This is a genomic window from Vicinamibacterales bacterium (assembly GCA_036504215.1).
Taxonomy (GTDB): domain Bacteria; phylum Acidobacteriota; class Vicinamibacteria; order Vicinamibacterales; family Fen-181; genus FEN-299.
The window spans coordinates 1-24,131 of the sequence record DASXVO010000090.1; the positions used below are offsets into that span (position 1 = coordinate 1).

Below are 24,131 nucleotides of genomic sequence, written 5' to 3' on the forward strand. Positions count from 1 at the left end.
ACCGAAACGGCCCGCGGTCGCGCCGACTGCCTCGCCAGCACTGCCGATCGCCGGCTCGCCTTCGGCAATGGTCGGCACCAGAACGGCTGCGCCGGCGCCACGAGTCACCGTTCTCCAGGCCGAACTCGACCGGATCTTCCAGGCAGCACAGTTCGATCGGTCCCTCTGGGGCATCAAGGTACAGTCGCTCGACTCCGATGAGGTCCTGTACGCCCGAGACGCCGCCAAGCTGATGATGCCGGCGTCGAACATGAAGATCGTGACGTTGGCGACGACGGTCGAACGCCTGGGCTGGGACTTCACGTTCGAGACGAAACTCGTGGCGTCGGGTCCGATCGAAGACGGTGTCCTCCACGGCGATCTCATCGTCGTCGGGAGCGGAGACCCGACGTTCAACGGCCGCGGCGGACCCGCGACCCGCGTCTTCGACGGGTGGGCCGATCAGTTGAAGGCCGCCGGTGTGACGCGGATCGCAGGACGCATCGTCGCCGACGGGCGCGCCTTCGATCCCGAAGGCCTCGGCGCGGGATGGGCGTGGGACGACCTCGGCTCTGGTTACGCCGCGCCTGTGGGCGCGCTGCAGTTCAACGAGGACGTGGCCGAGGTGGCGATCCGGCCGGGTGGGAGCGTTGGCGCCCCCGCCATCGTCGAGATCGAGCCGCCGGAGAGCGGATTGGTCATCGAGAACCACGTGCGGACGACCGACTCGGGCGACACCACTCTCGACATCCGCCGTCTCCCCGGTTCCGATCGGATCGTGGTCACCGGCGATCTTCCGCTGTCCGCGAAGGAGACCAAGCGCGCTGCGAGCGTGGACAGGCCGGCACTGTATTTCGCGCGCACCTTGCGTTCGACGCTGATTGCCAGGGAAATCCTCGTCGAAGGTGACGCAGTCGAGGTCTCGCCAGCAGCGCCGCCGAGCGAGGGGCGCGTGCTCGTCGCACATCGATCGCCTCCGCTCAGCGAGATCGCGCGCGTCCTGATGAAGGTCAGCCAGAATCTGTACGCGGAGACGCTGGTGAAGACGCTGGGCGCCCAGAGCGGCGTCGGCAGCACCGAGGCTGGGCAGAAGGTCGAGCGCGAGGTGTTGCAGTCGTGGGGCGTGCCCCCTGAGGCGTACGTGCTGGCCGACGGCTCCGGCCTGTCCCGCTACAACTACGTCTGCGCCGAGACGATCGTTCGGATCCTGCGCCAACTCTACCGCGATCCCCGGCATCGTCAGTCGTTCATGGAGACGCTGCCGATCGGGGGGACGGACGGCACGATTGCACGACGCTTCATCGCGTCGCGCGCCACGGGCAACGTGAAGGCCAAGACGGGCTCGATCGCCAACGTGCGTGCGTTATCGGGCTACGTGACCACGGCTGACGGCGAGGCGCTGGCCTTCTCGATCATCGCCAACAATTTCGCGGTGCCGGCTGAAACCATCTACGCCGCCACTGACCTGGCGGTCGAGCGGCTGGCCGTCTTCACGAGGCGGTAGCGCGCCTACGAACCGTCGGCCCCCGGATGCCGTCTAATCGTCATAGTCCCCTCCTGACGATCGGGCCGGAGATACATTCGGTCGGCAACTTTCCGAATTCACAGGGAAGAACTTGGGCGGAGGACCCATGAACGCCACGTGTGCGCGGATCGGTTCGGCAGCCGGGTTGATCGTCCTGACAGCGGCCGCGGGGTTCTCTCAGCCGCGCCAGGCGGATGCCCCGCTCCCCGCCCGAACGACCACGGCCGTGCCGAGGGCGACGTCCGAGATCCGGATCGACGGCGTGCTGGACGAGCCTGCCTGGAAGACTGCTGCTGTGGTACTGGTGTCCAACGAGTGGGCGCCCGGCGACAACATCCCGGCCCCGGTCAAGACGGAGTGCCTCATCACGTTCGACCGGAAGAACCTCTACATCGCTTTCCGGGCTGCTGATCCCAACCCCTCGGAGATCCGCGCGCACCTCATGGACCGCGACGACGTGAATACGCTGATCCAGGACGACCACGTCGGCGTGATGATCGACACCTTCAACGACGAACGGCGCGCGTTTCAGTTCCGGATGAACCCGCTGGGCGTGCAGGCCGACGCGATCTTCAGCGAGCAGGATGGCGTCGAGGATTTCTCGTGGGACATGATCTGGGCGTCCGCCGGCCGAATCACCCGGGACGGTTACATTGTCGAGGTGGCGCTGCCGTTGAAACAGTTGCGGTTCCCGGCCGGCCAGGGACCGCAGACCTGGGGCTTCGAGGCCTTCCGGTCCTGGCCCCGCAACGTCAGGCACCGGCTGACGTCGCAGCCTCGAGACCGAAACAAGGGCTGCCTGCTCTGCCAGGAAGGCAAGATCACCGGCCTCGACGAGCTGTCCCAGGGCCGGAACATCGAAATCGATCCCACCGCCACGTTCCACCGGACCGACCGACGCGAGGATCCCTCCGCGTCGTCGTTGAGCGGCGGTGATTCCAAGGCGGATATCGGGGGCACCGTCCGCTGGAACGTGACGCCGAACATGACGTTCAGCGGAACGCTCAACCCCGACTTCTCGCAGGTGGAAGCGGACGTCGCTCAACTCGACGTGAACCAGCGGTTCGCCTTGTTCTACCCGGAGAAGCGCCCGTTCTTCCTCGAGGGCGTGGACTTCTTCACGACGCCGATCCAGGCCGTGTTCACCCGGACAGTGGCCGATCCCTACTTCGGCGCGAAGCTGACGGGCAAGCAAGGAGCCAACGCCGTCGGGCTCTTCGTCACGCGTGACCGCGTGAACAGCGTGCTGTTCCCGGCGAACCAGGGCACGGATAGCACCTCGATCGACGACGATGTGACGACCGTGGTGGGGCGATATCGACGCGACATCGGCACCACGTCGACAATCGGCACCATGTTCGCCGTGCGTGAGGGGGCCGGCTACCACAATCGGCAGTTGGGCGCCGACGCGTTCTGGCGGCCGACGCCGTCCGATTCGATCCATCTGCAGTTCCTGCGAACCGAAACGCAGTACCCGGACGAGGTCGCGTCCGCTCATAGCCAGTCCCGGCAGCCGTTTGGCGGAAACGGCATCTGGGCGGACTATCAGCGGGTCACGCGCTCCTACCAGGTGTTCGCCAACTTCGAGTCCTACGACCGGGGCTTCCGCAGCGACACCGGCTTCGTACCGAGGGTGGACTACCGCAACGTGTTCGGGCAGGCGCAACGGCGGTGGTGGCGCGACGCGGGCGCGTGGTTCAACACCATCGACGTGGGCATACGGGGCTGGCGAACGACCGATTCCGCCTGGACGCTGACCGACCAGACCGTGGCGGCGTTCATCGCGTACACCGGTCCGTTTCAGACCCAGGCGCAGTTCAACATGCCGAAGGACGTCGTGGTGTACCAGGGTGTGCGCTACGAGTACTTGCGGCCGAATTTCGCAGCGGGTATCAAGCCCACCGGAAACACGAGCGCTCAGTTGACCGGGCGATTCGGCGGCGGCGTGGACTTCGCCAATGGGCGCCCCGCCCGCCAGGCGCTGCAACTCTCGCCCGCAGTCGAGTACCGCCCCGCGACCCGGATCAATCTTCGGCTTCAGTACGATCTCGATCAGCTGTCGGTCGATGGCGGCAGGCTCTACCGCGCGAACCTCGTGCAACTGAAGGCGATCTACCACCTGAACGTGAGGACCTTCGTCCGGGTGATTGTCCAGTACACCGACATCGCGCGCGATCCGGCGCTGTATCGCATCGAGGTCGAGCGCCGAACCCGCCAGCTGTTCTCGCAGTTCCTCTTCTCGTACAAGCTGAATCCGCAGACCGTGTTGTTCCTCGGATACTCGGACAACTCGGCCGCCCTGGCAGGCATCGACCTGCGGCGGCAGGACAGGACATTCTTCATCAAGCTGGGGTACGCCTGGGTGTTGTAGGCGCGGCCGGCCGCCCTACTTCGCCGCCAGCATTGCCTCCCGGGCAGCCCGCAGGATGTCGCCGAGCGGCCCTGCAAGTCCGCCCCCCTGCGCGAGCTCCGGCTTCCCACCGCCACGTCCGCCGAACTGCGCGGTGAGGGCGCGCAGCAACGCACCCGCGTCCATCGGGCGATCCGTCGACCGGGCCAGCACCGCGACAGTGGGCGTGGTCGTCGAGAACAGCGCAACCTGGTATCCCGGCCTGCCGCAGATGGCCAGTGCCATCGCCTTCAGGCCGTTCTGGTCTTGTCCTTCGACGGCCTGGATGACGTGCCGTGACCCGCCAACGTCCTCCGCGGCGTCCGCCAGCGCCGCCGCCTCGAACTCCGCGAGGCGCTCCTGCAGGCCCCTGATGGCCTTGCGGTGGTCCTTGCTCTCGGCCTGCAGCCGCTCGATCGCGGCCGGGAGTTCATCCGGCGCGACCGACAGGTGATGGATGCACGCGGCGACCGCCTCGTGGAAGGTCCGGAACGCGCGGAGCGCGCGGTGGCCGCAGGCGAATTCGACTCTCGTGCCGCCACGGACGCGCTCGGAGGACAAAACGGCAATCAAACCGACTGCCCCGGTCCGCGCCACGTGGGTTCCGCCGCACGCAGACAGGTCGTAGTCGGACACGTCGATGATGCGCAGCGTACCGGTCCGCTCGGATTCCTTGCGGAGCGGCAGCGCGGCGGCTTCCGAGCCGCTCACGAACCGGATCGCAACCGGACGGTCCTCGAACACGAGCCGGTTCGACTCGGTCTCCGCCTCGGCGATGGCCTGCGGCGAAAGCTCGACGGCAAGATCAATGGTCGACACGACTGCACCGAGATGGAATCCCACGGTGCGAGCCTTGTGAAGCCGGTCGAACGCGGCCGACAGGATGTGCTGACCGGTGTGCTGCTGCATGTGATCGAAGCGCCGGTCCCAGTTCACGAGGCCATGCACGCGATCGCCCGCAGCAAGTTCGCGGTCGAGCACGTGCACGACCTGGCCGGCGTCCGACTCGACCACATCGAGCACTCGCGCGGGACCAAGCGAGCCTGTATCGAACGGCTGACCACCTGATGTCGGGTAGAACGCGGTCGTGTCGAGCACGACGGCAGGCTTGCCGCCGACGCTCATCGCCTCGAGAACGGCGGCATCGAACTCGGTGCGGTAGGGATCGGTGTAGTAGAGGCGGTCGGTCATATGCAGTGTGTCGTGGCCAGCTCAGTGCCGGCTCAAGGCTGGGTCGGCGACGCCGGCCTCGGCGAAGCCCTTTGCGCGAAGGAGGCAACTGTCGCAGTGGCCGCACGGACGGCCATCGGGAGCCGGGTCGTAGCAGCTGTGCGTCAAGCCGTAGTCCACGCCGAGAGACAGGCCCAGGCGGATGATCTCGGCCTTGGTCAGTGTGATGAGCGGCGCGTGGACGGCAAATCGCGCGCCCTCGACGCCGGCTTTCGTCGCGACGTTGGCGACCGCCTCGAACGCATGAATGAACTCGGGCCTGCAGTCTGGATAGCCGGAATAGTCGAGCGCGTTCACGCCGATGAAAATGTCGCGCGCATCGAGCGCCTCGACCCAGGCCAGTGCCAGCGACAGGAACACCGTGTTGCGGGCCGGCACGTACGTCGGCGGAATGTCGGACGAGTCGAGCGCGCGGTCCTTGGGAACGTCCATGGCCGCCGTGAGCGCCGATCCGCCGAACGCGGAGAGATCGACCTTCAGCTCGATGTGCCTCACGACGCCAAGCGCCCGGGCCACGGCCCGCGCCGCCTGCACCTCGCGCGCATGCCTCTGGCCGTAGGAGATCGTCAGCGCGCAGACTTCGAAGCCGTCACGATGGGCGACGGCCGCCGCGGTCGCCGAGTCGAGACCGCCGCTCAGAAGCACCACGGCTCGTGGTCGAGTCATCCTTCACACCCCGCGCGCGTCGGCTCCCCAGATGAACTTGTGCACCTGCAGCTGCACGCGAACCGGCAGACGATCCGCGAGGACCCATTCGGCCAGCGCCTTCGGGTCGAGGACGCCGTGGACTGGCGAGAACAACACGCCCGCCACACGGTCGGCGAGGGTGTGCCGTTCGAGAACCTCCCGGGCGTAGTCGTAGTCCCCGCGATCACGGATGACGAACTTCACCTCGTCGTGCGGCCGGAGCAGGGCGATGTTCGTCCAGTCGGTCCGGTCGCACTCGCCGCTGCCCGGGCACTTGACGTCCATGATGGTGATGACGCCGGGCGGCACGGTGGCGAGGCTCCGGTGCCCGCCCGTTTCGAGCAACACGATGCGGCCGGCCTTGACGAGCCGCTCCAACAGCACGATTGCGTCGGGCTGCAGCAGTGGTTCGCCGCCCGTCACCTCGACGAGCCGGCATCCCAGCCGATCGACCTCGGCCACCACCTCGTCCACCGTGGTCTTACGGCCCTCGTGAAACGCGTAGGCGGTATCGCACCACGAACAGCGGAGGTCGCACGCCGCCAGGCGGACGAAGGTGCACGGCAGGCCCGCGTAGCTCGACTCTCCCTGGATTGAATGGAAAAGCTCGTTGACCGTCAGCATTCACAGGTATTGTAGTCCACCCGCGCCATCACGGTGGCTGCGCCGTCTCCTGATTGATCACCACTGGGTTCGCTGAAACTCCGGAGTGCGCGTCTGTGGTGCGGCCCGGTTCGACGTGCTCTGCGTGCGGTCTGGCGGGCGCTATAATTGCCTCGAGGTGCCCATGGCCAAACCGGTGTTCTACTGCAAGCCGACATGAACGACGTGCCGCAACGCCAGAAGTTTTCTGGAGCAACTCGGCGTGGACGTGGAGTTCAGGGACATCAACCGGGAACCGCCGCCGCGCGCGTTTCTCGAGCAGCACGTGGATGCGCAGCGGTTCATGGACTTCGTGAGCAAGAGAAGCCCGGCCTTGAAGGATCGGCCGCTGCCAACCTCCAAGAAACAGGCGATTGACCTGATGGTCGAGCAGCCGAACCTGATCAAGCGCCCCATTCTGATCAAAGGGCCGCGAGTGGTCTTCGGGTTCGACAAGGACGAATACCAGCAGCTGTTCAGGTGACCGGCCCGTGACCGACCAGATCGCGAGTGCGGGTGCCGTCCGAATCGGCACGTCGGGCTGGAGTTATCCGTCCGGGCGGGGCACCTGGAACGGCATCTTCTACCCGGTGCGCGGCGAGCGAGGCTTTCGCGCGGGGGACGAGCTTCGCTACTACGCCGAGCACTTCGACACTGTCGAGGTGAACGCCACGTTCTACCGGCCGCCCGTCGCCGCCGTGACGGCCCGGTGGTTGCGGGAGACGCCGCGCGAGTTCGAGTTCTCGGTCAAGCTCCACCAGAAGTTCTCGCACGTCACCCCCATCGGCCGCGGCCCATCGTCGCCGCCAGCAACCGCCGCCCGCCAGGAACTTCCGCATCCGACTCCGGAGGATGTTGACGAGTTCAAGGCCGGAATCGAACCGCTGGCAGATGGCGGCAAGCTGGGCGTGCTCCTCCTCCAGTTTCCTCCCTCGTTTCGCAGAACCCCGGAAGCCAGCGAGTACCTGCGCGGGCTGCTGCGTGCCTTCAGGGAGTATCCCGTCGCCGTCGAGTTGCGTCATCGGTCGTGGAGTGACGCCGAAGCAGACACGCTCGCGCTGCTCGACGAGTTCGACGCCGCGTGGGTGCAGATTGACGAGCCGAAGTTCCGGTTCTCGATTCGCCAGACCCTCATGCCCAACATCAGCCGTTTCTACTACATGAGGCTGCACGGCCGAAATGCTGAGCAGTGGTGGAAACCCGACGCGCCGGAGGATCGCTACAATTACCTGTACTCTCCCGAGGAACTGCGGCCGATCGCCGAGGTGGTCGCGCTGGTCCGTCCAGAGGTGCGTAAGGCCTACCTGTATTTGAACAATCACTTTGCCGCCAAGGCGGTCGTGAACGCGGTCACCTTGAAGCACCAACTCGGCATGCAGGTCGAGGGCGAATTCCAGGACCGGTTCGTGCGCGCGTACCCCGATGTGGCCGAACTTGTGAGGGTTCCTGGCGACGATTTCCTGTTCCGCTGAGGAGTTTGCGTATTCTGGCATTCGACCAAATGTGCCGTGACGGCCAATTGTCAGGTTCACACCCGGTGGGGTACTATCCAGAGTGCCGGCGATCCGGGTTGGTGGCGAATCGGTGCGCCGGCGCGTTCCGGCTTCCGAATCTGGCCGCAAATTGCAGGCTCTCCGACGGTTGGGTCCCAACGGCGCGACAGCCTGTCATTCCCTCCTCGATCGCTGTTTCGCATCTGTTGGATCAAGGTGATTGCTGTTCCCCGGGTGTCAGGGGTTCTGTGTCGAGCGCGCTACGCGCGCAGAGGGGTGCATGCGAGTCGTTCTGGCGGACTTGAAAGGCAAGGTCGGATTCGTCTCGAAGGATACCGTCGCCGGGGGCTATGGCTCCCGGTTCACGCCCTTCTCGAAGACGACGAAGTGGGTGCATCGCTTCAAGAGCCAGTACCACGACACGCCCAGCGTCCACATGGCCTACGTGGCTGCCATCTTCGCCCGCTGGGGACACGAAGTGGTGTCGACGCGGAGTGAACTGAAAGACGGCGACCTCGCCATCGTCTTGTCGTCGCTCGTGGACTACCGGCAGGAGACGACGTGGGCGGACGCAATGCGGGCGCGCGGCGTTCGGGTTGGTTTCGTGGGCCTGACCGCGTCGAAGATGCCCCAGTTGTTCGCCGACCACGCGGACTTCATCCTCGACGGCGAACCCGAGGCCGGCATTGCCAGGCTCGCACAGGGGGAACGACTCGACGGCCTCTGCAAGAGCGAGGCAATCATGGACCTCGACTCGCTGCCGTTCCCGCGATGGGATTTGCTGGCGAGGGGAGAGGTGAAGCGCGGCTTTGGCATCCGGTTTCCACATCGGCCACTCGGCGCAACCTTCCCGCTGCTGGCGAGCCGCGGGTGCCCGGAGTTCTGCACCTACTGCCCGCACCGGATCCTGGCCGGCTATCGTACGCGGTCGGTGGGCAACGTCGTGGACGAAATTGCCGCAATGTGCGACCAGTCGCGCCGGCCGTACATCATCTTCCGGGATTCGCTGTTCTCCGAGCTGCGCGAGCGGATCCTCGAGTTGTGTGACGAGATCCGGGCGCGCGGCCTGCGGTTCCACTTCGAGTGCGAGACGCGGCTCGATCGGCTCGATTTCGACATCCTCAAGCAGCTGCACGCGGCCGGGATGCGGGCGATGAGCTTCGGCGTGGAGTCGGTGTCGCCGCAGACGCTCAAGAAGGTGGGGCGCCGGCCCATTCCTCTCGAGCATCAGCGTAGGGTCCTCGAACACTGCCGCGAGCTGGGCATCGTCACGGCGGCGTTCTTCGTGCTTGGATTCCCGAGCGACGACTGGCAGTCGATTGCGGCCACGATTGATTTCGCGACCGAGCTCGGACCAACCTTCGCGCAGTTCAAACTGCTCACGCCGTACCCCGGCACGCCACTGTTCAAGCAGATGCAACCGCTCGTGGTGGAACCCGACTGGGAGAAGTTCGACGGTTTCACGCCGACGTTCACCCATCCGAACCTCAGCTCGGAGGAGCTGATGTTCCTGCTCGGCGCCGCCTATACGCACTTCTACATGCGGCCGTCGTACCTGGCGAACCTCTTCAAGGTGCACAACCGGGGGGTGAGAAACTGGGTTGGTCGATTGGATCGTCGGGTCTCGATGAGAATCCAGCGGAGAGAGGCCGAGATCATGAGACCGGTGACATGTTGACGGCGATCTCCCGGTACGGCCCCAGGGTCCACCCGACGACCGAGCAGATTATTGCGGCTTGCCGAAAGCGAGGCGAGTTCACCCAGGGCCCGCAGGTGGCCGCCTTCGAGGAGGTATTCGCGAGACGAATTGGCGCGGGTCACGCCATCGCCTCTTCGTACGGCAGGATGGCATTCTACTTCATCCTGAAGGCCCTCCAACTGCCTGCCGGCTCCGAGATCATCTGTCCAGCCCTCACCTTCTGGGGCGTGCCGGAACTCGCCCGCGTGGCCGGGCTGACCGTCCGGTTCGCCGACGTCGATCCCACGACCTTCTGCGTGGATCCTGTGGCGCTCGAACGCGCCATCACCGATCGGACGCGGGTCATCGTGCCGACGCACCTGTACGGCCTGCCCTGCGACATGGACGCGATCCTCGACATCGCCGGGCGTCACGACCTGCTGGTCGTCGAGGACTGCGCGCACGCCCTCGGAGCCACCTATCGCGGCCGGTTGGTGGGAACGTTTGGTGACGGAGCTTTCTTCAGCTTCCAAACGCTCAAGCCGCTGAATGCCTACGGCGGCGGCATGGCGGTCGTGCGTGATGCCGATGTGGCGCGCAGGGTGCGGGCGCAGGTCGATGCGCTGCCGTGGCCGGACGAGAAACGGATCTCGAACAAGTTGCTCGTCGGCCGCCTGCAGCGGATGTTCACGCGACCTCGGGTGTTCACGTTCACGGGGTTCCCGATTCTGTGGGCTGCCAGCTGCACGAATGCCCAGCCGGATCTGTACCTCTGGGAGAAGATCCAATCGCTCGATCCACTTCCCGAGGATTACACCGAGCGCATGAGCAACGTGCAGGCGACGCTCGCCCTGGCAAGCCTCGATCACCTCGACCAGTGGACCGCGGAGACACGGTCGCACGCGCGCGTCATGAATGCGGCCCTCGGCGATATCCCGGGCGTGCAGGTGCCGGCCGAGCCGGCCGATCGAACGCACGTCTATTACCAGTACTGCCTCTACGGGCCGGCCCGCGATGGTCTGGTGCGCCACTGCATTCGTCGCGGGGTGGATGTCGAAACCTTGCACGTCGATGTCTGCACGCGACTGGACCTGTTCGAGCGGGAGCGCGTGGCCGCGCCTGGTGCGGACCGCGCCGCTCAGGCAATCCAGGTGCCCGTGTACGCCTCACTGACCGACCGCCAGCTGCGTCGAGTGACAAAGGTCGTCAGACGGGCGATCGCCCGCGGTGCGCCGATCGCCCCCGCGGCCATGCCTTCCAAGACGGAGGCGTCGTGAACCCGGCGCACTGGCCCGGCGGTCTGGCGTACATCGTCGTGTTCATCGCCGCCATTCTCGAGGGCGAGGTGATCTTCGTGACAGCGAGCGTGCTCGTCGGGAAGGGCGAACTCCACCCGCTTGGAGTGCTCGTCGCCGGCGCGCTTGGCGGCTCGGTTGGCGATCAATTCTGGTATTACGCGCTTCGCGGCCGGCTGCACCGCTGGCTCGAACGCTTCCCTCGAATCGCCCGCCATCAACGCGCGGTCGTTGCGCGCGTCCAGAGACACTCGACGATGATGACGCTCGGCTGCCGGTTCCTCCCGGGTCTGCGCGTCGCCATTCCCGCCGCGTGCGCATACGGCGGCGTGCCCCGCCTGAAGTTCACGACGCTGAACCTCATCAGCGCGTTCTGCTGGGCTGGGTCGATCATGTCGGTGGTTGCATGGGGAGGCCCGTCCGCAATGGCCTGGATTGGCCTCAAAGGCTGGTGGGCTGTGGTTGTGCCCGCCGTGACGATGATCCTGTTCTTCCGATGGCTGGGCAGGATGTCAACGGAACTCGAAGACAAGAATACGGGCAGTGCCAGACAGGAAACGGGAAACGGAGAACGATGAGGCCTCCTTCATCCTTCCTCCTTCCTCCTTCATCCTTCCTTCTTGGTTCTTCCTCCCTCCTCCCGCGAGGGGCACCACCGGCTGATGACGCAGGCACCACAGCGCGGCCGGATCGGCCGGCACACGTTCTGACCCCAGGTCACGAGATACAGGTTGATGTCGGCCCACCAGCGGCGATCCGCGACCCGGTAGAGCGCCTGCTCGGTCTGCTCCGGCGTCCGCGTCTTCACCCAGCCGAGACGGTTGGAGATGCGGTGCACGTGCGTGTCCACGCAGATGTTGTCCCGACTGTTGAAGGCGAGAATCAGGACCAGATTGGCCGTCTTGCGGCCGACGCCAGGCAGCGTCAGCAACTCCTCCATCGTCGGTGGCACGCGCCCCGCGAAGCGCTCCAGCAACAGCCGGCAGGTCTCCCGGAGGTGCCGGGCCTTGTTCCGGTAGAAGCTCACCGGGTAGATCAGCTTCTCGATCCGCGAGATCGCCAGCCGCGCCATGCTATCCGGCGCGTCCGCCACCGCGAACAACCGCTCGGACGCAGCGTGCGTCGTGGCATCCTGCGTTCGCGCCGACAGGAGCGTGCTGACGAGCACATGGAAGGCGTGTCGCTGCCGCGCTTCCGCGATCTTCTCGATCGCCGGCAGCTCGTGGTCTTCGATCGCACGAGCGAGGGCCCGCATGACCTGGGGGATCGGAAGGGCGTGTGTAGCCATGATGCCTCGATCCAGTCTGCGGGGGGGCGTTTCCCCGCATTCTGTCACCGCACCGGCGTCAGCGGTTCAGCCCCGCCCAAGACCGCCAGCACGTTGCTCACGGCAAGGTCGGCCATCGCAGTGCGCGTCTCGGTCGTCGCGCTTCCGAGATGCGGTGCCAGCACCACGTTCTCCAGGGCCAGCAGATCCGGATGGACCTGCGGTTCGCGCTCGTAGACGTCGAGCGCGGCGCCCGCAATCAGCCGCTCACCGAGCGCCCACGCGAGTGCCTCCTCGTCGACGACGGGACCGCGTGCGGTGTTGATCAGATAAGCCGACCGCTTCATGCGCGTCAGCGCGTGACGGTCGATCAGGTGCCGTGTCACAGGAGTCAGCGGCACGTGGACCGACACAACATCCGCCGAGGCGAGCAACTCGTCGAGTGTCACGGCCTGCATCGGGGGCTGGGGCATTGGGCTCCGCGTGGCGGGCGGCGTTTGGCCTTCGAGCGAATGATAGACGACGCTCATGCCGAAGGCCGCCGCGCGCGACGCCACGGCGGCGCCGATCCGGCCCATGCCGACGATGCCGAGGCATTTTCCGCGCAGTTCCGTCCCGAGCATGAAGTCGAGCGCCCAGCCCTGCCATGCCCCACGCCGCACCAGGCGATCACCCTCGGCCACACGGCGCGTGACACTCAGGATCAGAGCCCACGCGAACTCGGCGGTCGCCTCGGTGAGCACGTCAGGGGTGTTCGTCACCGCGATCCCGCGTGCCGTGGCGGCCGCCACGTCGATGTTGTCGTAGCCGACTGCGATATTGGCGACGATGCGGAGATCGCGTCCTCTCTCGATGACCTCGCGATCGATCCGGTCGGTCAGCAGGCACAGCAACCCGAGCTTGCCCGGCAGCCGCGCGAGCAGTTCGTCACGCGAGATGGCCTGTTCGCCGGTGTACAGGTCCACCTCGCATGCCGCTTCCAGCCGTGAGAGCACGGATGAAGGGACACGTCGAGTGAGCAGGACAGGAAATGTGGACATGGGTCGATCTCACGTCCGGGCCTTGTAGGCCTCTCGGCACTTCTCGGAGCAGAAGTATCGCACGGCGCCGCCACGCTCGGTCAACGCGACGGCATTGGCCGGCGGCAGGAACGTGCCGCACACCGGATCCCGAACCATCGCCACTCCACGATCGGGCGGCCCGGTCGATCGTCCCCTCGAGTGCGGCGGTGTGGCACCGTCGATGATGCTCGAGACGAGGCGCCAGAAGGCGCGTCCCACGAGCATCAGGAGAATGAAGAGGAGGAGGAATCGGAGCACGAATCCCATCGCGCCTACGCGCCCGGCTTGCTGCCGGCGCCTCCGATGCCCGGATGCGCGGACTTCAACCCCTGCAGCGCACGCTTGGCGGTCTCGGCTTCAGGGCTCGTCGGCGCCAACTCAATCAGCTTCTGCCACGTGGTCGCCGCTCCCTGGATATCCTGCTTTCCGAACGCCTGCACAATCCCCTGGTTGAGCATCGTCTTCGCGTGCTTCGGATCGAGGCCCAGCGAATGATCGAACTGCTGCAGGGCGCGGTCGGGCTGGTTCGCGTAGTAGTAGGCGACGCCGAGGTCGGTGCTGACGTTGGCGTCCTTCGGATTCAGCTTCAGCGCGTCCTCGTACCACTTGATCGCGTCGGCGTACCGTTCGGCATCGAAGTAGAGGTTGCCAAGTTGCACCCGGATGTCCGCGTCGTTCGGGTTCTTCTCCGCGCTGGCGACCATCGTGCGGGCCTGGGCCTCGTCGAGCGGACGTGGGGCCTGCGCCGGGGGCATGGCACCTGGCTGCGGCTGGCCGGCGGGGGCCGCCTGCTGTGTCACGGCAACGGGCGCGGCAACCGGCCGGGGTCCGGCAGCCTGGCTCCCGAGGACCCAGCCGACGATGAGGCCGAAGAACGCGCCGGCAACGGCGAAGACGATGGATTCCGGTTTCATAGGAAGGTACCGATCATAGCAGCGTGCGGCGGAACCAGTCCACCAGCGAGGCCACGAGGTCGGGCTGCCGAACGAGCATCGTCGTGCCGTGTCCGGCTCCGTTCAGCACCCGCAGGTCGCGCGTGCCCGTGCCCTGGGTCACCAGCTTGCGCGCGGAGTTCGTCGAGTAGTTGTCCTCCTGGCTCGTGATGAGCAAGGCCGGACGAGTGCCGTATTTCAGCATGGCCGCCTCGGGCCTGAGCCCACGGTACTCGAGTCCCGGTGAGAGAAGCACCAGCGAGCGCACGGTCAGGTCGTTCTGCGCGAAGAGGGCCGCCACGTTCGCGCCGATCGACGCGCCGGCAATGCCCACGCGCCCGGGAATCGCTTCGCGGCGTGCGGCGAGGAACGCCCGTGCGGCCTTCACGTCCAGCTGAAGGCGGGTCGCGTCCTGCGAGCCGCTTCCGGCCGGCGCCGGATCGGATGCGCCGTGCCCGCGAAAGTCCAATGTCAGTACCACGAAGCCCGCGTCCACCAGGCGGGATGCGACAGCGTTCCAGTCCTCGCGCGATCGTGTCTGCATGTGCAGCAGGATCACCGCTGGCCCGGGCCTGGACGGCAGGTAGAGTGAAGCCGCGATCGTGACGCCGTCATCCGTGCGGAGCGACACGTCCTGCGACGTCGCCGCCAGGAGGCTGGCGGCGGACAGGACGGACAGCACGGCAACCAGGCAGAACCGACGCATCATCCGGTCATCCGAGCAGCGCCACCATCTCGGCGACGGCGCGCTCGAGGCCGACGAGGGCGGCACGCGCAACGATGCTGTGGCCAATGTTGAGCTCGACGATCTCGCGAATGGCGGCAATCGGGTGGATATTGACGTACGTCAGTCCGTGGCCGGCGAGCACCTCGAGGCCCTGGGCCGAGGCGGCCCCCGCCGCCCGCTTCACGACTTCCAGCCGGGCCGGCCGGTCGGCTGGTGTCGCATCGGCGTAGCCGCCAGTGTTGATCTCGATGGCGTGGGCACCAACCTCACGCGACGCGGTCACCTGGGTGACGTCGGGATCGATGAAGATGGAGACGCGGATGCCTCCCGCGCGGAGCGTCGCGACCGCGTCGCACACCGTCGCCCGGTTCGCGACGACATCGAGGCCGCCCTGCGTGGTGAGTTCGTGCGGTTGCTCGGGAACGAGTGTGACCTGATCGGGTTTCAATCGGCCGGCAATGGCCGTCATCTCCGGGGTTGCGGCCATCTCGATGTTCAGCTTGGTCGAGACGACCTGACGCAGCAATTCGACGTCGCGATCCTTGATGTGGCGCCGATCGCCGCGCAGGTGCACCGTGATGCCCTGGGCACCGGCCAACTCCGCGAGGATGGCGGCAGCCACGGGTTCCGGCTCGCGTGCCTTTCGCGCCTCGCGGATCGTCGCAATGTGATCGATGTTGACAGCCAGTCGCATTGGATGACTCCTTGTCGCGGTCTGGACGGCGGGCGCTAGCCGACGAGCGCGGGCTTCTGCTCGTGCTTGAGCGTTTGGTACAGCTCGAACGCGTGCTCCGGCTTCATCAGCTCGTGCACGACCTTCCGCACCGCCTGGATCATCGCGATTGGCGCTTCGGACTGGAAGATGTTCCGGCCCATGTCCACGCCCGTCGCGCCCTCGGTCACCGCACGGAAGGCCATCGTCAGCGCATCGAGCTCGGGCCGTTTCTTCCCGCCAGCCATGACGATTGGCACCGGGCACGAGGCCGTGACCGTCTCGAAACCTCTCTCGACGTAGTAGGTCTTCACAAACTGGGCGCCGAGTTCGGCGCAGATCCGTGTGGCCAGCCGAAAGTACTGCGCGTCGCGGACCATGTCCTTGCCAACCGCCGTCACGCCGAGCGTCGGCAGACCGTATCGGTTACCCATGTCCACCATGCGGGTCATGTTGTTGACCGTCTGCGTCTCGTACTCGCCGCCGATGAACACCTGGATGGCCATCGCCGAGACGTTCATGCGCAGCGCATCCTCGACGTCCACGGCCAGCAACTCGTGCGACAGTTCCTTGCGGATGCTCGGGCCGCCGCTCGCGCGCATCACCACCCCGTGGCCGAACGCCGGGGACACGGTGGTGCGCAGGATGCCGCGCGTCAGCATCAACGCATCGCAGTAGGGAAGCAACGGCAGGATGTTGACGTCGATGCGCTCGAGACCGGACGTCGGCCCGAGGAAGTAGCCGTGATCGATGGCCAGCATCACCGTGCGGCCGGACCGCGGGTTGAAAATGCGCGCCAGACGGTTCTGCATCCCCCAGTCGAGCGACCCGGCTCCCTTGAGGAAGAACGCCTCGTTGCGGGCCGGGATATCGAAGTGGTAGTCCTTGCTCTCTTTCAGGTTGTCGAGGTCTGCCATGAGTACCGCTCTCCTTCGACGGGCAGCTGGCCATCCATGACGCATGACGCCGACGTGAGACGGCCGCGCCAGCGGGTTCCTGCGGACGGCTAGGCGAGGTGTCTTCGCACCTCGGCCGCAATCACCTCGGCCCATCCGTGAATCTGTTCCTGATCCTGTCCTTCGAGCATGATCCGCAGCAGCGGCTCGGTCCCCGAGTAGCGGATGAGCAGTCGGCCGGCGTGTCCCAGCCGCCGTTCGACATCGGCGATGACCGCCGCGATCTGCGGAATCTCGCTCAGGTCCCGCCTGGTCTTCACGCGCACGTTGACCAGAATCTGCGGGTACGCCACCAACTCCGCCGCGAGGTCGGCCAGTTCGCGCCCCGTCGCCGCCATGACCTGCAGCACACTCAGCGCCGTCACGAGCCCATCGCCGGTGAAGAGGAACGACGAGAAGATGATGTGGCCCGACTGCTCGCCACCGAGCGACAGATCCCGGTTGATCAACTCCTCCATCACGTACTTGTCGCCGACCGGGCAGCGCACGAGTTCGATGCCCGACGCGCGGAGCGCCATCTCGAGGCCGATGTTGCTCATGACGGTGGCGACGATCGCCTGATTCCTCAGACGTCCGGTCGCCTGCAGATGGCGCGCGGTCATCAGCATGACGGCGTCGCCGTCCACCACGCGCCCACGGTGATCGGTGAAGATCGCCCGGTCGCCGTCCCCGTCGAACGCGACGCCGAGGCGGCACCGGTGCTCGACGACGGCGTGCGCCAGCGGGTCGGGGTGCGTCGATCCGCAGCCGAGGTTGATGTTGCGGCCGTCAGGTTCGCAACCGATCGTCACCACGTCGAATCCCAGGTCTCGGAGCAACCGTGGGGCGAGCGCGCTCGTGGCACCATTCCCGCAATCCACCGCGATCCGGGTGCCGGCCAGCGCTGCCGCGTCCGGAACCGCCTGTCGCGCGTGCGCCAGATAGGGGCCCGAGAAGTCCTCGTCGGGCAAGGCTCCCGCATCGCCTTCTGGCACCTCCCACGACGTGTCGGCGACGACCTCTTCGATTTCGCGCTCGAGGCGCTCGGTGAACTTCTCGCCTGCACCGGAGAAGACCTTGATGCCGTTGTCCTCGAACGGATTGTGCGATGCCGAGATGACCACACCCGCATCGAAGCTGCTTTCGCGCGTCAGGTAGGCAATGGCGGGCGTGGAGATGACCCCCGCGCTGACGACCGTCCCCCCGGCGGTCCGAGCGCCGTATGCCAGTTCGCGGGCAATCCAGCCGCCCGACTCGCGTGTATCGCGACCGATGAGGAGACGGTGTTCGACTGAGGCCCGTGGCAGCGCGCGGACGAGAGCGGCCCCGAGACGTCGAATCGTACGTGGCTCGAGTGGTGGCGTGCCGGCCCGTCCGCGCACGCCGTCTGTTCCGAATAGCCGTTCTGTCATGTCTGTCAGAGCCAGAACCAGGAGTCGTCCGTCATGGAGCGCGGTGCCGTCGGAGGGACGCGCTACTTGATCCTCACGCGCACGGTGGCAGGTTCGACGCGCAGCACCAGGAAGCCCTGGCGCGGCTCAACCCGAACCGGAAGATTGTACCGACCCGGTCCGAGACCGGCAAGATCGACAAAGGCCAGGAGTGAATCGGCCTGCAGGCTTTCGAGCACGTCCTTCGGTCCCTGCGTCGTCACCGTGAGCGTCGCCGGGAAGACCTGTCCGGACAACCCCAGGCCGACACCTCGCAGGTGCACCGGCACTTGCGCCAGCGTGCGGTCAATCGGCGCCGGGTAGACGTCAATCGTGACCACGGCGTTCGCAGCCGACTTGAGCCGCAGGCCGGCATCGGCAATACCAACCGTCACCGTCTCGCGGACACGCCGTTTGGCCCCGGAGATCGAGATCGGCTCGGTCATGGCCTCTTTGAGCCGGCCGAGCGCGCTCTCCGGCCCGACGACATCCACGCCGATCGGATCGGATGTCGCTGGGCCCGCCACGTAGCCGGGCGCCGGTTCGCCCTCGACCACCGGCACCACCGGCACGCGGCGCGTGCCCGATCGTTCGAACAGCAGCGACACGGTGCTCGGCGTGACCTGGGCCACCTCGACACCGAACGGCGCGCGCACATGGCTCGTCGTGAGGTGAAACAGCCGTCGGCCCGCCCGAGCCGATGACAAGTCCACCATCCCCACCACGTCGCCGGTCCCCAATGTGCTCAGCGTACCAGACGCCCCCCTGATGCGGACTTCGACCGTCGCCGGAGGGTTCTCGATCAGCTCGAGCTGCTCCGGCATGTTCTGCAATTCGAGCGGCACGCGGAGACTGCGCTCCACGGTCCGCTCGCCGGCGACGGTGAACCACAGCGCCACCGCGATCGCGATGGCGAGGAACTTCAGCCCGAGATGGCGGAAAGGATGGTAGACCATCAGTCGTACTGGGGACGCGGCTCACTCTCGCGTGTGGCGCGTCGGCGGCTGGTGAGCAACTCCCGCAGTCGTCCGCGCAAGTCATCCGCAGTCAGACCGCTCTCGATCCCTCCCTCGAGCGCGATGGAGATCCGACCCGTCTCCTCCGACACGATGATCGCGACGGCGTCGGTTTCCTCCGTCAGGCCGATTGCGGCTCGATGCCGGGTGCCAAAATCCTTGCTCACGCGAGGGTTGACCGTCAGCGGCAGGAAGCAGGCCGCGGCGGCCACGCGGTCGCCCTGGATGATCACGGCACCATCGTGCAGCGGCGTCCCGGGGCGGAAGATGGTGACGAGCAAATCGTAGGTCACCGTGGCGTCGAGCGGGATGCCGCCCTCGATGTAGTTGCGGAGGCCGATATCGCGCTCTACGGCGATGATGCCACCGATCCGCTGGCTCGCCAGCATGCCGGCGGCTACGGCCATTTCCTCGATGATCTCGTCGGCGCCCTCCGGCCTGGTGAAGTACCTGCCGAATGGCGTCCGTCCGAAGTGCGCGAGCGCGCGGCGGATGTCGGCCTGAAAGAGCACGATGAGTGCGAAGACCACGTAGCCGACCACGTTGCGGATCAGCCAGTTGACGGTCTCGAGGTGGATCCATCGCGACGCGTAGAAGACGATGACCAGGAGTCCGGCACCGACGCCCATCTGCACCGCGCGGGTCCCGCGAACCAGCTTCAGCAATTCGTAGATCACCACCGCCACGATGAGGACATCGAGAAGGTCCCACCATCCGAAGTGGCGCAGCACGGCGAACAGCGGTTCGGTGAAGGTCACATGTGCACAGCAGAGAGCGCAGAGATCATCACGGCCGTGGACGGCTGTGCCGTCTGATCTCGTCGGCGACCCGCGCGATCTGGACCATGGCCTCGACAGCGTGAACGCGGACGATGTGCGCGCCCGCGAGGATCGCGGCGCACACCGTCGCCGCCGTCCCCCAGTCACGCGCGGCCGGCGGCACGTTGCCGAGCACGTCGCGGAGAAACGACTTCCGCGAGGTCCCGACGAGGAGCGGCCGGTCGAGCGACGCCAGTTCCGGCAGGCGCGCGAGCGCTTCGTACGAGTGACTGGCGCGCTTGGCGAATCCGATGCCGGGGTCGAGCACGACGGCTTCGCGCGGCACACCGGCACGCGCTGCCATCGTCATGCTCTCCTGCAGTTCGCGCGCAATGTCTCCCGCCACGTCCTCGTACGCGGCCTCGCGATACATGTCGCGCGAGGTGCCCCTCATGTGCATGAGGACCAACCCGGCGCCAGCGGCCGCCACGACCTGCCCGAGGCCAGAATCATACCTTAGGCCGCTGATATCGTTCACCATCGACGCGCCTTCGTCCAGCGCGGCGCGCGCCACGTCGGCTTTCGTCGTATCGACCGAGATCGGCACCCGGACACGGCCGGCCATCGCCCGCAGGGCGGGAACCAGGCGCGCCCGCTCCTCGTCCGCCGACACCGCCGGCGCACCTGGACGCGTGGACTCGGCACCCAGATCGAGGAGATCCGCGCCAGCGGCCTCGGCAGCCAGCGCCAAATCCAGCGCGCGCGCGGGGTCCGTCGACGGAGCGACCTCTGCGAACGAGTCGGGGGTCACGTTGATGATGGCCATGACGAGCGTACGCTCGCCAAGTTCCAGGCGGCGGCCGCCGGCGAGAGGGACGGTGTAGAGTCGGCGGGGAAACACGCCAGCGAATCTATTCCTGGGGGACCGGCTTCTGCATCGGTGGAATCGGCGCGACCACCTTTGCCCGTTCCCGCTGCCGCGCGCGCGCCTCGTCGTCGGCCGACAGCGTGGAGACCGTCGACGAGGAGCCGGATTCGTCGAGCGCCACTCCAGCGGCCAGGCGACGCACCTGCTCGCCATCGAGCACTTCGTAGGTCAGCAGCGCCTCCGCGATCCGCAATAACGCGTCCCGCTGCTCGCTCAGCATCCCGTGGGCCCGCTCGTACTGGATCATGACGATCCGCTTGACCTCTTGGTCGATCTTGATGGCGGTGTCTTCGCTGTAGTCCTGGTGCTGCGCGATCTCGCGGCCGAGGAAGATCTGCTCTTCCTTCTTGCCGAATGTGAGCGGCCCCATCGATGGGCTCATGCCCCACTCGCACACCATCTTGCGCGCGAGGTCCGTCACGCGCTCGAGATCGTTCCCCGCGCCGGTCGTGACGTTGCCCGTCGTGATCTCCTCGGCAATCCGGCCGCCGAGCAGAATCGAGATCTGGTCGTCGAGGAACGTGCGCGCGAGATTGTGCTTCTCATCCACGGGCAGCTGCTGGGTGAGCCCAAGCGCCATGCCGCGCGGGATGATTGTCACCTTGTGAATCGGATCCGCCCCCGGCAGCAGCACGGCGAGCAGCGCGTGGCCGGCCTCGTGCACCGCCGTCACCCGTTTCTCGTCGTCGCTGATGATCATCGACTTGCGCTCGGTGCCCATCAGCACCTTGTCCTTCGCAAACTCGAAGTCGAGCATCCGAACGACTTTCTGGTTGAAGCGCGCCGCGTAGAGCGCCGCTTCGTTGACCAGGTTCGCCAGGTCGGCCCCCGAGAACCCCGCAGTGCCGCGCGCGAGTACGGTCACATTCACGTCGTCCGATAGCGGGATCTTGCGGGTATGCACGCCGAGGATGCCCTCGCGTCCCTTCACGTCGGGGCGATTCACGACGATGCGCCGGTCGAATCGCCCGGGTCGGAGCAGCGCGGGATCGAGCACGTCGGGCCGGTTGGTCGCCGCAACGAGAATCACGCCCTCGTTCGACTCGAACCCGTCCATCTCGACCAGCAACTGGTTCAGCGTCTGCTCGCGCTCGTCGTGGCCGCCGCCAAGCCCGGCGCCGCGGTGGCGTCCAACCGCGTCGATCTCGTCGATGAAGACGATGCACGGCGCGTTCTTCTTGCCCTGCTCGAACAGGTCGCGAACGCGCGACGCGCCGACGCCGACGAACATCTCGACGAAATCCGACCCGCTGATGGAGAAGAACGGAACGTTGGCCTCGCCGGCGACCGCGCGGGCGAGCAACGTCTTGCCGGTCCCTGGAGACCCCATCAGCAGCACGCCCTTCGGGATGCGTCCGCCGAGTTTCTGGAACTTCTGCGGCTCCTTCAGGAACTCGATGATCTCCTGCAGTTCCTCCTTGGCCTCGTCCACGCCGGCAACGTCCTTGAACGTCACCTTCTTCTGGGAACTCGACGACAGCTTGGCCTTGCTCTTGCCGAACGACAGCGCCTTGTTGCCGCCGCTCTGCATCTGCCGCATCAGGAAGATCCAGAAGCCGATCATCAGGAGGATCGGCGCCCAGGAATACAGGAGCGACGCCCACGGGCTCGTGCTCGGCTCCTTTGCGGTGATGGCCACGCCCTTGTCGAGCAGGCGGTTCGCCAGCCCCTCGTACTGCGCGGGCGCGTAGGTGCGGAAGGTCTCGTTGGCCGTCTTGGCCACCCCGGTCACTTCGTTGCCGGTGATCGTGACCGACGCCACTTGCCCGCCGTCCACGCGCTGCATGAACTCGCTGAAGGCAATGACGCTGTCACGCTGCTGGAAATTCGTCGAAAAATTCCAGATCAGCACGCCAACGACGACGAGCACCATCCAGAAGAGCAGACTCTTCAGCGTGGAGTTCAAACGCGTTCTCCCCTCAGCTTCAAGATTACCACGGCACGCGTGCCCTCGCTCACCCGGAAATCCTCTGAAATCGCATGTCCAGCCACCCAGACAATCCGGTCGCGGCCATCGACGACGAGTGGAATCCGGTCTCGCTCTGGGCGCGGCACCTTGCGGTCGACGAACAGGTCCTGGAGCTTCTTTCGGCCTCCGAGCCCAAGCGGCCTGAAGGCATCGCCCGGCCTGCGGAACCGCACCGCCAGATCGGAGACCCTGCTAGCGTCTACGAGAGCCGTGAACGGGTCGTTCACTTCGGCCTTCGCCGACCCGCCCGCCCAAGGGCGAACATCAGACGAAACGACGAGCGACCCGATCAGAACCTCTCCAGGAGTAGACAACGACGCGCGCAAAGAGTTCACGGCAGAGCTTAATCGTCGGCTCTGGCCAGGTGCCAGCGCCACCCGCCCAACCGAACGCCTCAGCCGCACGCACCGCTCATGCCGTTCGACCTGCTGGCCGGGGAAACTCGCCGCCCGGCCGGCGTGACCGGACGCCAGTGCCAGCAACCGGTCCGCGTGATCGAATCCCAGAGAGCGCCCGCCCGACATCCGGCTGAGCGCGGCCAAGGCCACCCGCCGCGCAATCGCCACCGGAAGCTGGAGGAGGCCCTGCACGTCCAGACACAACTCGTCATCGGTCCGGGGACCCGCCGCCACCTGCCCACTCGTCAAGGCCTCGAGCGCCTCCGTAGCGACCTGGTCGAGATAGTCGGCATCGGCGGCGGCGATCTGGGCCGCCCTGGCGAGGGTCGCGGGAGCATGAGGCGCCACCCGCCTGAGAACCGGCAGCACCTCATGCCGAATGCGGTTGCGGGCGAAGCGAAGGTCGCGGTTCGATTCGTCCTCGCGGAACGGCCGGTCCCTCGCGTGAAGCCAGGCCACGAGTTCCTCGTGTGAACACTCCAGCAGCGGACGCACGAGGCGGCCCCGTCCGAAGCACATACCGCCCTCACCACGCGGCCCGGAGCCACGGAGCAGGTTCAACAGCACCGTCTCGGCCTGGTCGTCGCGCGTGTGCCCGAGCGCGACGTGCGTTGCCTCGGCTCGAGTGGCGGCCTCCGCGAAAAATGCGTGGCGCAACTGCCGGCCGGCATCCTCAATCGACGTCCCGAGGCGGCGCGCCGCGGCTGCCACGTCGTCGCGGCCACACTCGAACGCGACCGACAGCTCGGCCGCAAGATCCTTGCAGAACGCTTCGTCGGCGTCCGATGCCGCTCCGCGCAGGCCGTGGTTGAAGTGCACGAGACCGACCACCTCGAACCCGAAGGCCGGCGCGAGCTCCGACAGCAGATGAACCAACGCGGTGGAATCTGCTCCGCCCGATGCAGCGACGAGGGCGCGCGATCCGGGCGGGAGCAAGTCGTGTAAGTGAATCGAACGGTAGACTCGCTCCGTCAGGACGGACATCGTGAGCGAGCGAACTTGCGGCTCACCTGCTCGCGACGGCAGGCGCCGGCGCGTCGTGCCGCCTCGGGCGCCTCGCCGCGACTCCATGGGGTGGAC

Annotated in this window: 22 protein-coding genes and 1 pseudogene; 7 read left to right on the forward strand and 16 right to left on the reverse strand. The window is 66.5% G+C overall.

Going from position 1 to position 24,131, the window contains the following annotated elements:
• Positions 1–1,483: D-alanyl-D-alanine carboxypeptidase/D-alanyl-D-alanine-endopeptidase (gene dacB / locus VGK32_23785; protein HEY3384794.1), on the forward strand; the 1,483-nt coding region annotated here is incomplete at its 5' end.
• Between the two features lie 127 nt (positions 1,484–1,610).
• Positions 1,611–3,875, forward strand: coding sequence for a DUF5916 domain-containing protein (locus tag VGK32_23790; GenBank protein HEY3384795.1), 2,265 nt, complete (start codon positions 1,611–1,613; stop codon positions 3,873–3,875).
• Positions 3,876–3,890: 15 nt separating this feature from the next.
• On the opposite strand, the gene VGK32_23795 is transcribed toward VGK32_23790, so the two are convergent.
• The 3 genes from VGK32_23795 to VGK32_23805 are packed head-to-tail and all read right to left on the reverse strand — an operon-like array spanning position 3,891 to position 6,434.
• Entirely contained in the window at positions 3,891–5,084 is a 1,194-nt protein-coding gene (locus VGK32_23795; protein HEY3384796.1) for a DHHA1 domain-containing protein, read from the reverse strand.
• Positions 5,085–5,105: 21 nt separating this feature from the next.
• Positions 5,106–5,789, reverse strand: coding sequence for a 7-cyano-7-deazaguanine synthase QueC (gene queC / locus VGK32_23800; GenBank protein ID HEY3384797.1), 684 nt, complete (start codon positions 5,787–5,789; stop codon positions 5,106–5,108).
• Positions 5,790–5,792: 3 nt separating this feature from the next.
• Positions 5,793–6,434, reverse strand: coding sequence for a radical SAM protein (locus tag VGK32_23805; protein HEY3384798.1), 642 nt, complete (start codon positions 6,432–6,434; stop codon positions 5,793–5,795).
• Between the two features lie 211 nt (positions 6,435–6,645).
• Here VGK32_23805 and VGK32_23810 point away from each other — a divergent pair.
• From VGK32_23810 to VGK32_23830, 5 genes and pseudogenes are all read left to right on the forward strand, one after another.
• Positions 6,646–6,936: pseudogene (locus VGK32_23810) on the forward strand (ArsC/Spx/MgsR family protein).
• Positions 6,937–6,943: 7 nt separating this feature from the next.
• Positions 6,944–7,924 (forward strand): DUF72 domain-containing protein, encoded by a 981-nt coding sequence (locus VGK32_23815; protein HEY3384799.1) that lies wholly within the window; start codon positions 6,944–6,946, stop codon positions 7,922–7,924.
• 301 nt (positions 7,925–8,225) lie between these two features.
• The gene (locus VGK32_23820) at positions 8,226–9,623 is read left to right on the forward strand and encodes a radical SAM protein (GenBank protein ID HEY3384800.1); all 1,398 of its coding nucleotides are present in this window, start codon (positions 8,226–8,228) and stop codon (positions 9,621–9,623) included.
• Entirely contained in the window at positions 9,617–10,900 is a 1,284-nt protein-coding gene (locus tag VGK32_23825) for an aminotransferase class I/II-fold pyridoxal phosphate-dependent enzyme (GenBank protein ID HEY3384801.1), read from the forward strand. The genes VGK32_23820 and VGK32_23825 overlap by 7 nt, the downstream gene beginning before the upstream one ends.
• A complete protein-coding gene (locus tag VGK32_23830) occupies positions 10,897–11,496 on the forward strand; it encodes a DedA family protein (protein HEY3384802.1) in 600 nt (199 codons plus the stop codon). Before VGK32_23825 ends, VGK32_23830 begins: the two co-directional genes overlap by 4 nt.
• A gap of 29 nt (positions 11,497–11,525) precedes the next feature.
• Here the strand turns inward: VGK32_23830 and nth are convergent, their stop codons facing one another.
• The 13 genes from nth to tilS form a co-directional block, all read right to left on the reverse strand.
• Entirely contained in the window at positions 11,526–12,206 is a 681-nt protein-coding gene (gene nth, locus VGK32_23835; protein HEY3384803.1) for an endonuclease III, read from the reverse strand.
• A 44-nt stretch (positions 12,207–12,250) separates the two neighbouring features.
• The gene (locus VGK32_23840) at positions 12,251–13,225 is read right to left on the reverse strand and encodes a D-glycerate dehydrogenase (GenBank protein ID HEY3384804.1); all 975 of its coding nucleotides are present in this window, start codon (positions 13,223–13,225) and stop codon (positions 12,251–12,253) included.
• A gap of 9 nt (positions 13,226–13,234) precedes the next feature.
• Positions 13,235–13,513 carry a hypothetical protein gene (locus VGK32_23845; protein HEY3384805.1) on the reverse strand — a complete coding sequence of 93 codons (279 nt, stop codon included), beginning with the start codon at positions 13,511–13,513 and terminating at the stop codon, positions 13,235–13,237.
• A 5-nt stretch (positions 13,514–13,518) separates the two neighbouring features.
• On the reverse strand, positions 13,519–14,160 hold the full coding sequence (locus VGK32_23850) for a tetratricopeptide repeat protein (GenBank protein HEY3384806.1): 642 nt from the start codon (positions 14,158–14,160) through the stop codon (positions 13,519–13,521).
• Between the two features lie 13 nt (positions 14,161–14,173).
• Positions 14,174–14,887 carry an alpha/beta fold hydrolase gene (locus VGK32_23855; protein HEY3384807.1) on the reverse strand — a complete coding sequence of 238 codons (714 nt, stop codon included), beginning with the start codon at positions 14,885–14,887 and terminating at the stop codon, positions 14,174–14,176.
• A gap of 4 nt (positions 14,888–14,891) precedes the next feature.
• A complete protein-coding gene (locus VGK32_23860; protein HEY3384808.1) occupies positions 14,892–15,599 on the reverse strand; it encodes a pyridoxine 5'-phosphate synthase in 708 nt (235 codons plus the stop codon).
• A gap of 35 nt (positions 15,600–15,634) precedes the next feature.
• Positions 15,635–16,534, reverse strand: a complete 900-nt coding sequence (gene lsrF, locus VGK32_23865) for a 3-hydroxy-5-phosphonooxypentane-2,4-dione thiolase (protein ID HEY3384809.1) — start codon at positions 16,532–16,534, stop codon at positions 15,635–15,637.
• An 89-nt stretch (positions 16,535–16,623) separates the two neighbouring features.
• Positions 16,624–17,964 carry a phosphoglucosamine mutase gene (gene glmM / locus VGK32_23870; protein ID HEY3384810.1) on the reverse strand — a complete coding sequence of 447 codons (1,341 nt, stop codon included), beginning with the start codon at positions 17,962–17,964 and terminating at the stop codon, positions 16,624–16,626.
• Positions 17,965–18,026: 62 nt separating this feature from the next.
• On the reverse strand, positions 18,027–18,938 hold the full coding sequence (locus VGK32_23875; protein ID HEY3384811.1) for a CdaR family protein: 912 nt from the start codon (positions 18,936–18,938) through the stop codon (positions 18,027–18,029).
• The gene (gene cdaA / locus VGK32_23880) at positions 18,938–19,756 is read right to left on the reverse strand and encodes a diadenylate cyclase CdaA (protein HEY3384812.1); all 819 of its coding nucleotides are present in this window, start codon (positions 19,754–19,756) and stop codon (positions 18,938–18,940) included. The genes VGK32_23875 and cdaA overlap by 1 nt, the downstream gene beginning before the upstream one ends.
• A 28-nt stretch (positions 19,757–19,784) precedes the next feature.
• The gene (gene folP / locus VGK32_23885) at positions 19,785–20,657 is read right to left on the reverse strand and encodes a dihydropteroate synthase (GenBank protein ID HEY3384813.1); all 873 of its coding nucleotides are present in this window, start codon (positions 20,655–20,657) and stop codon (positions 19,785–19,787) included.
• A 10-nt stretch (positions 20,658–20,667) separates the two neighbouring features.
• On the reverse strand, positions 20,668–22,590 hold the full coding sequence (gene ftsH / locus VGK32_23890; GenBank protein ID HEY3384814.1) for an ATP-dependent zinc metalloprotease FtsH: 1,923 nt from the start codon (positions 22,588–22,590) through the stop codon (positions 20,668–20,670).
• Positions 22,587–24,122: a tRNA lysidine(34) synthetase TilS gene (tilS, locus tag VGK32_23895; GenBank protein HEY3384815.1), complete on the reverse strand. Its 1,536-nt coding sequence runs from the start codon at positions 24,120–24,122 to the stop codon at positions 22,587–22,589. Before tilS ends, ftsH begins: the two co-directional genes overlap by 4 nt.
• Positions 24,123–24,131: the final 9 nt, after the last annotated feature.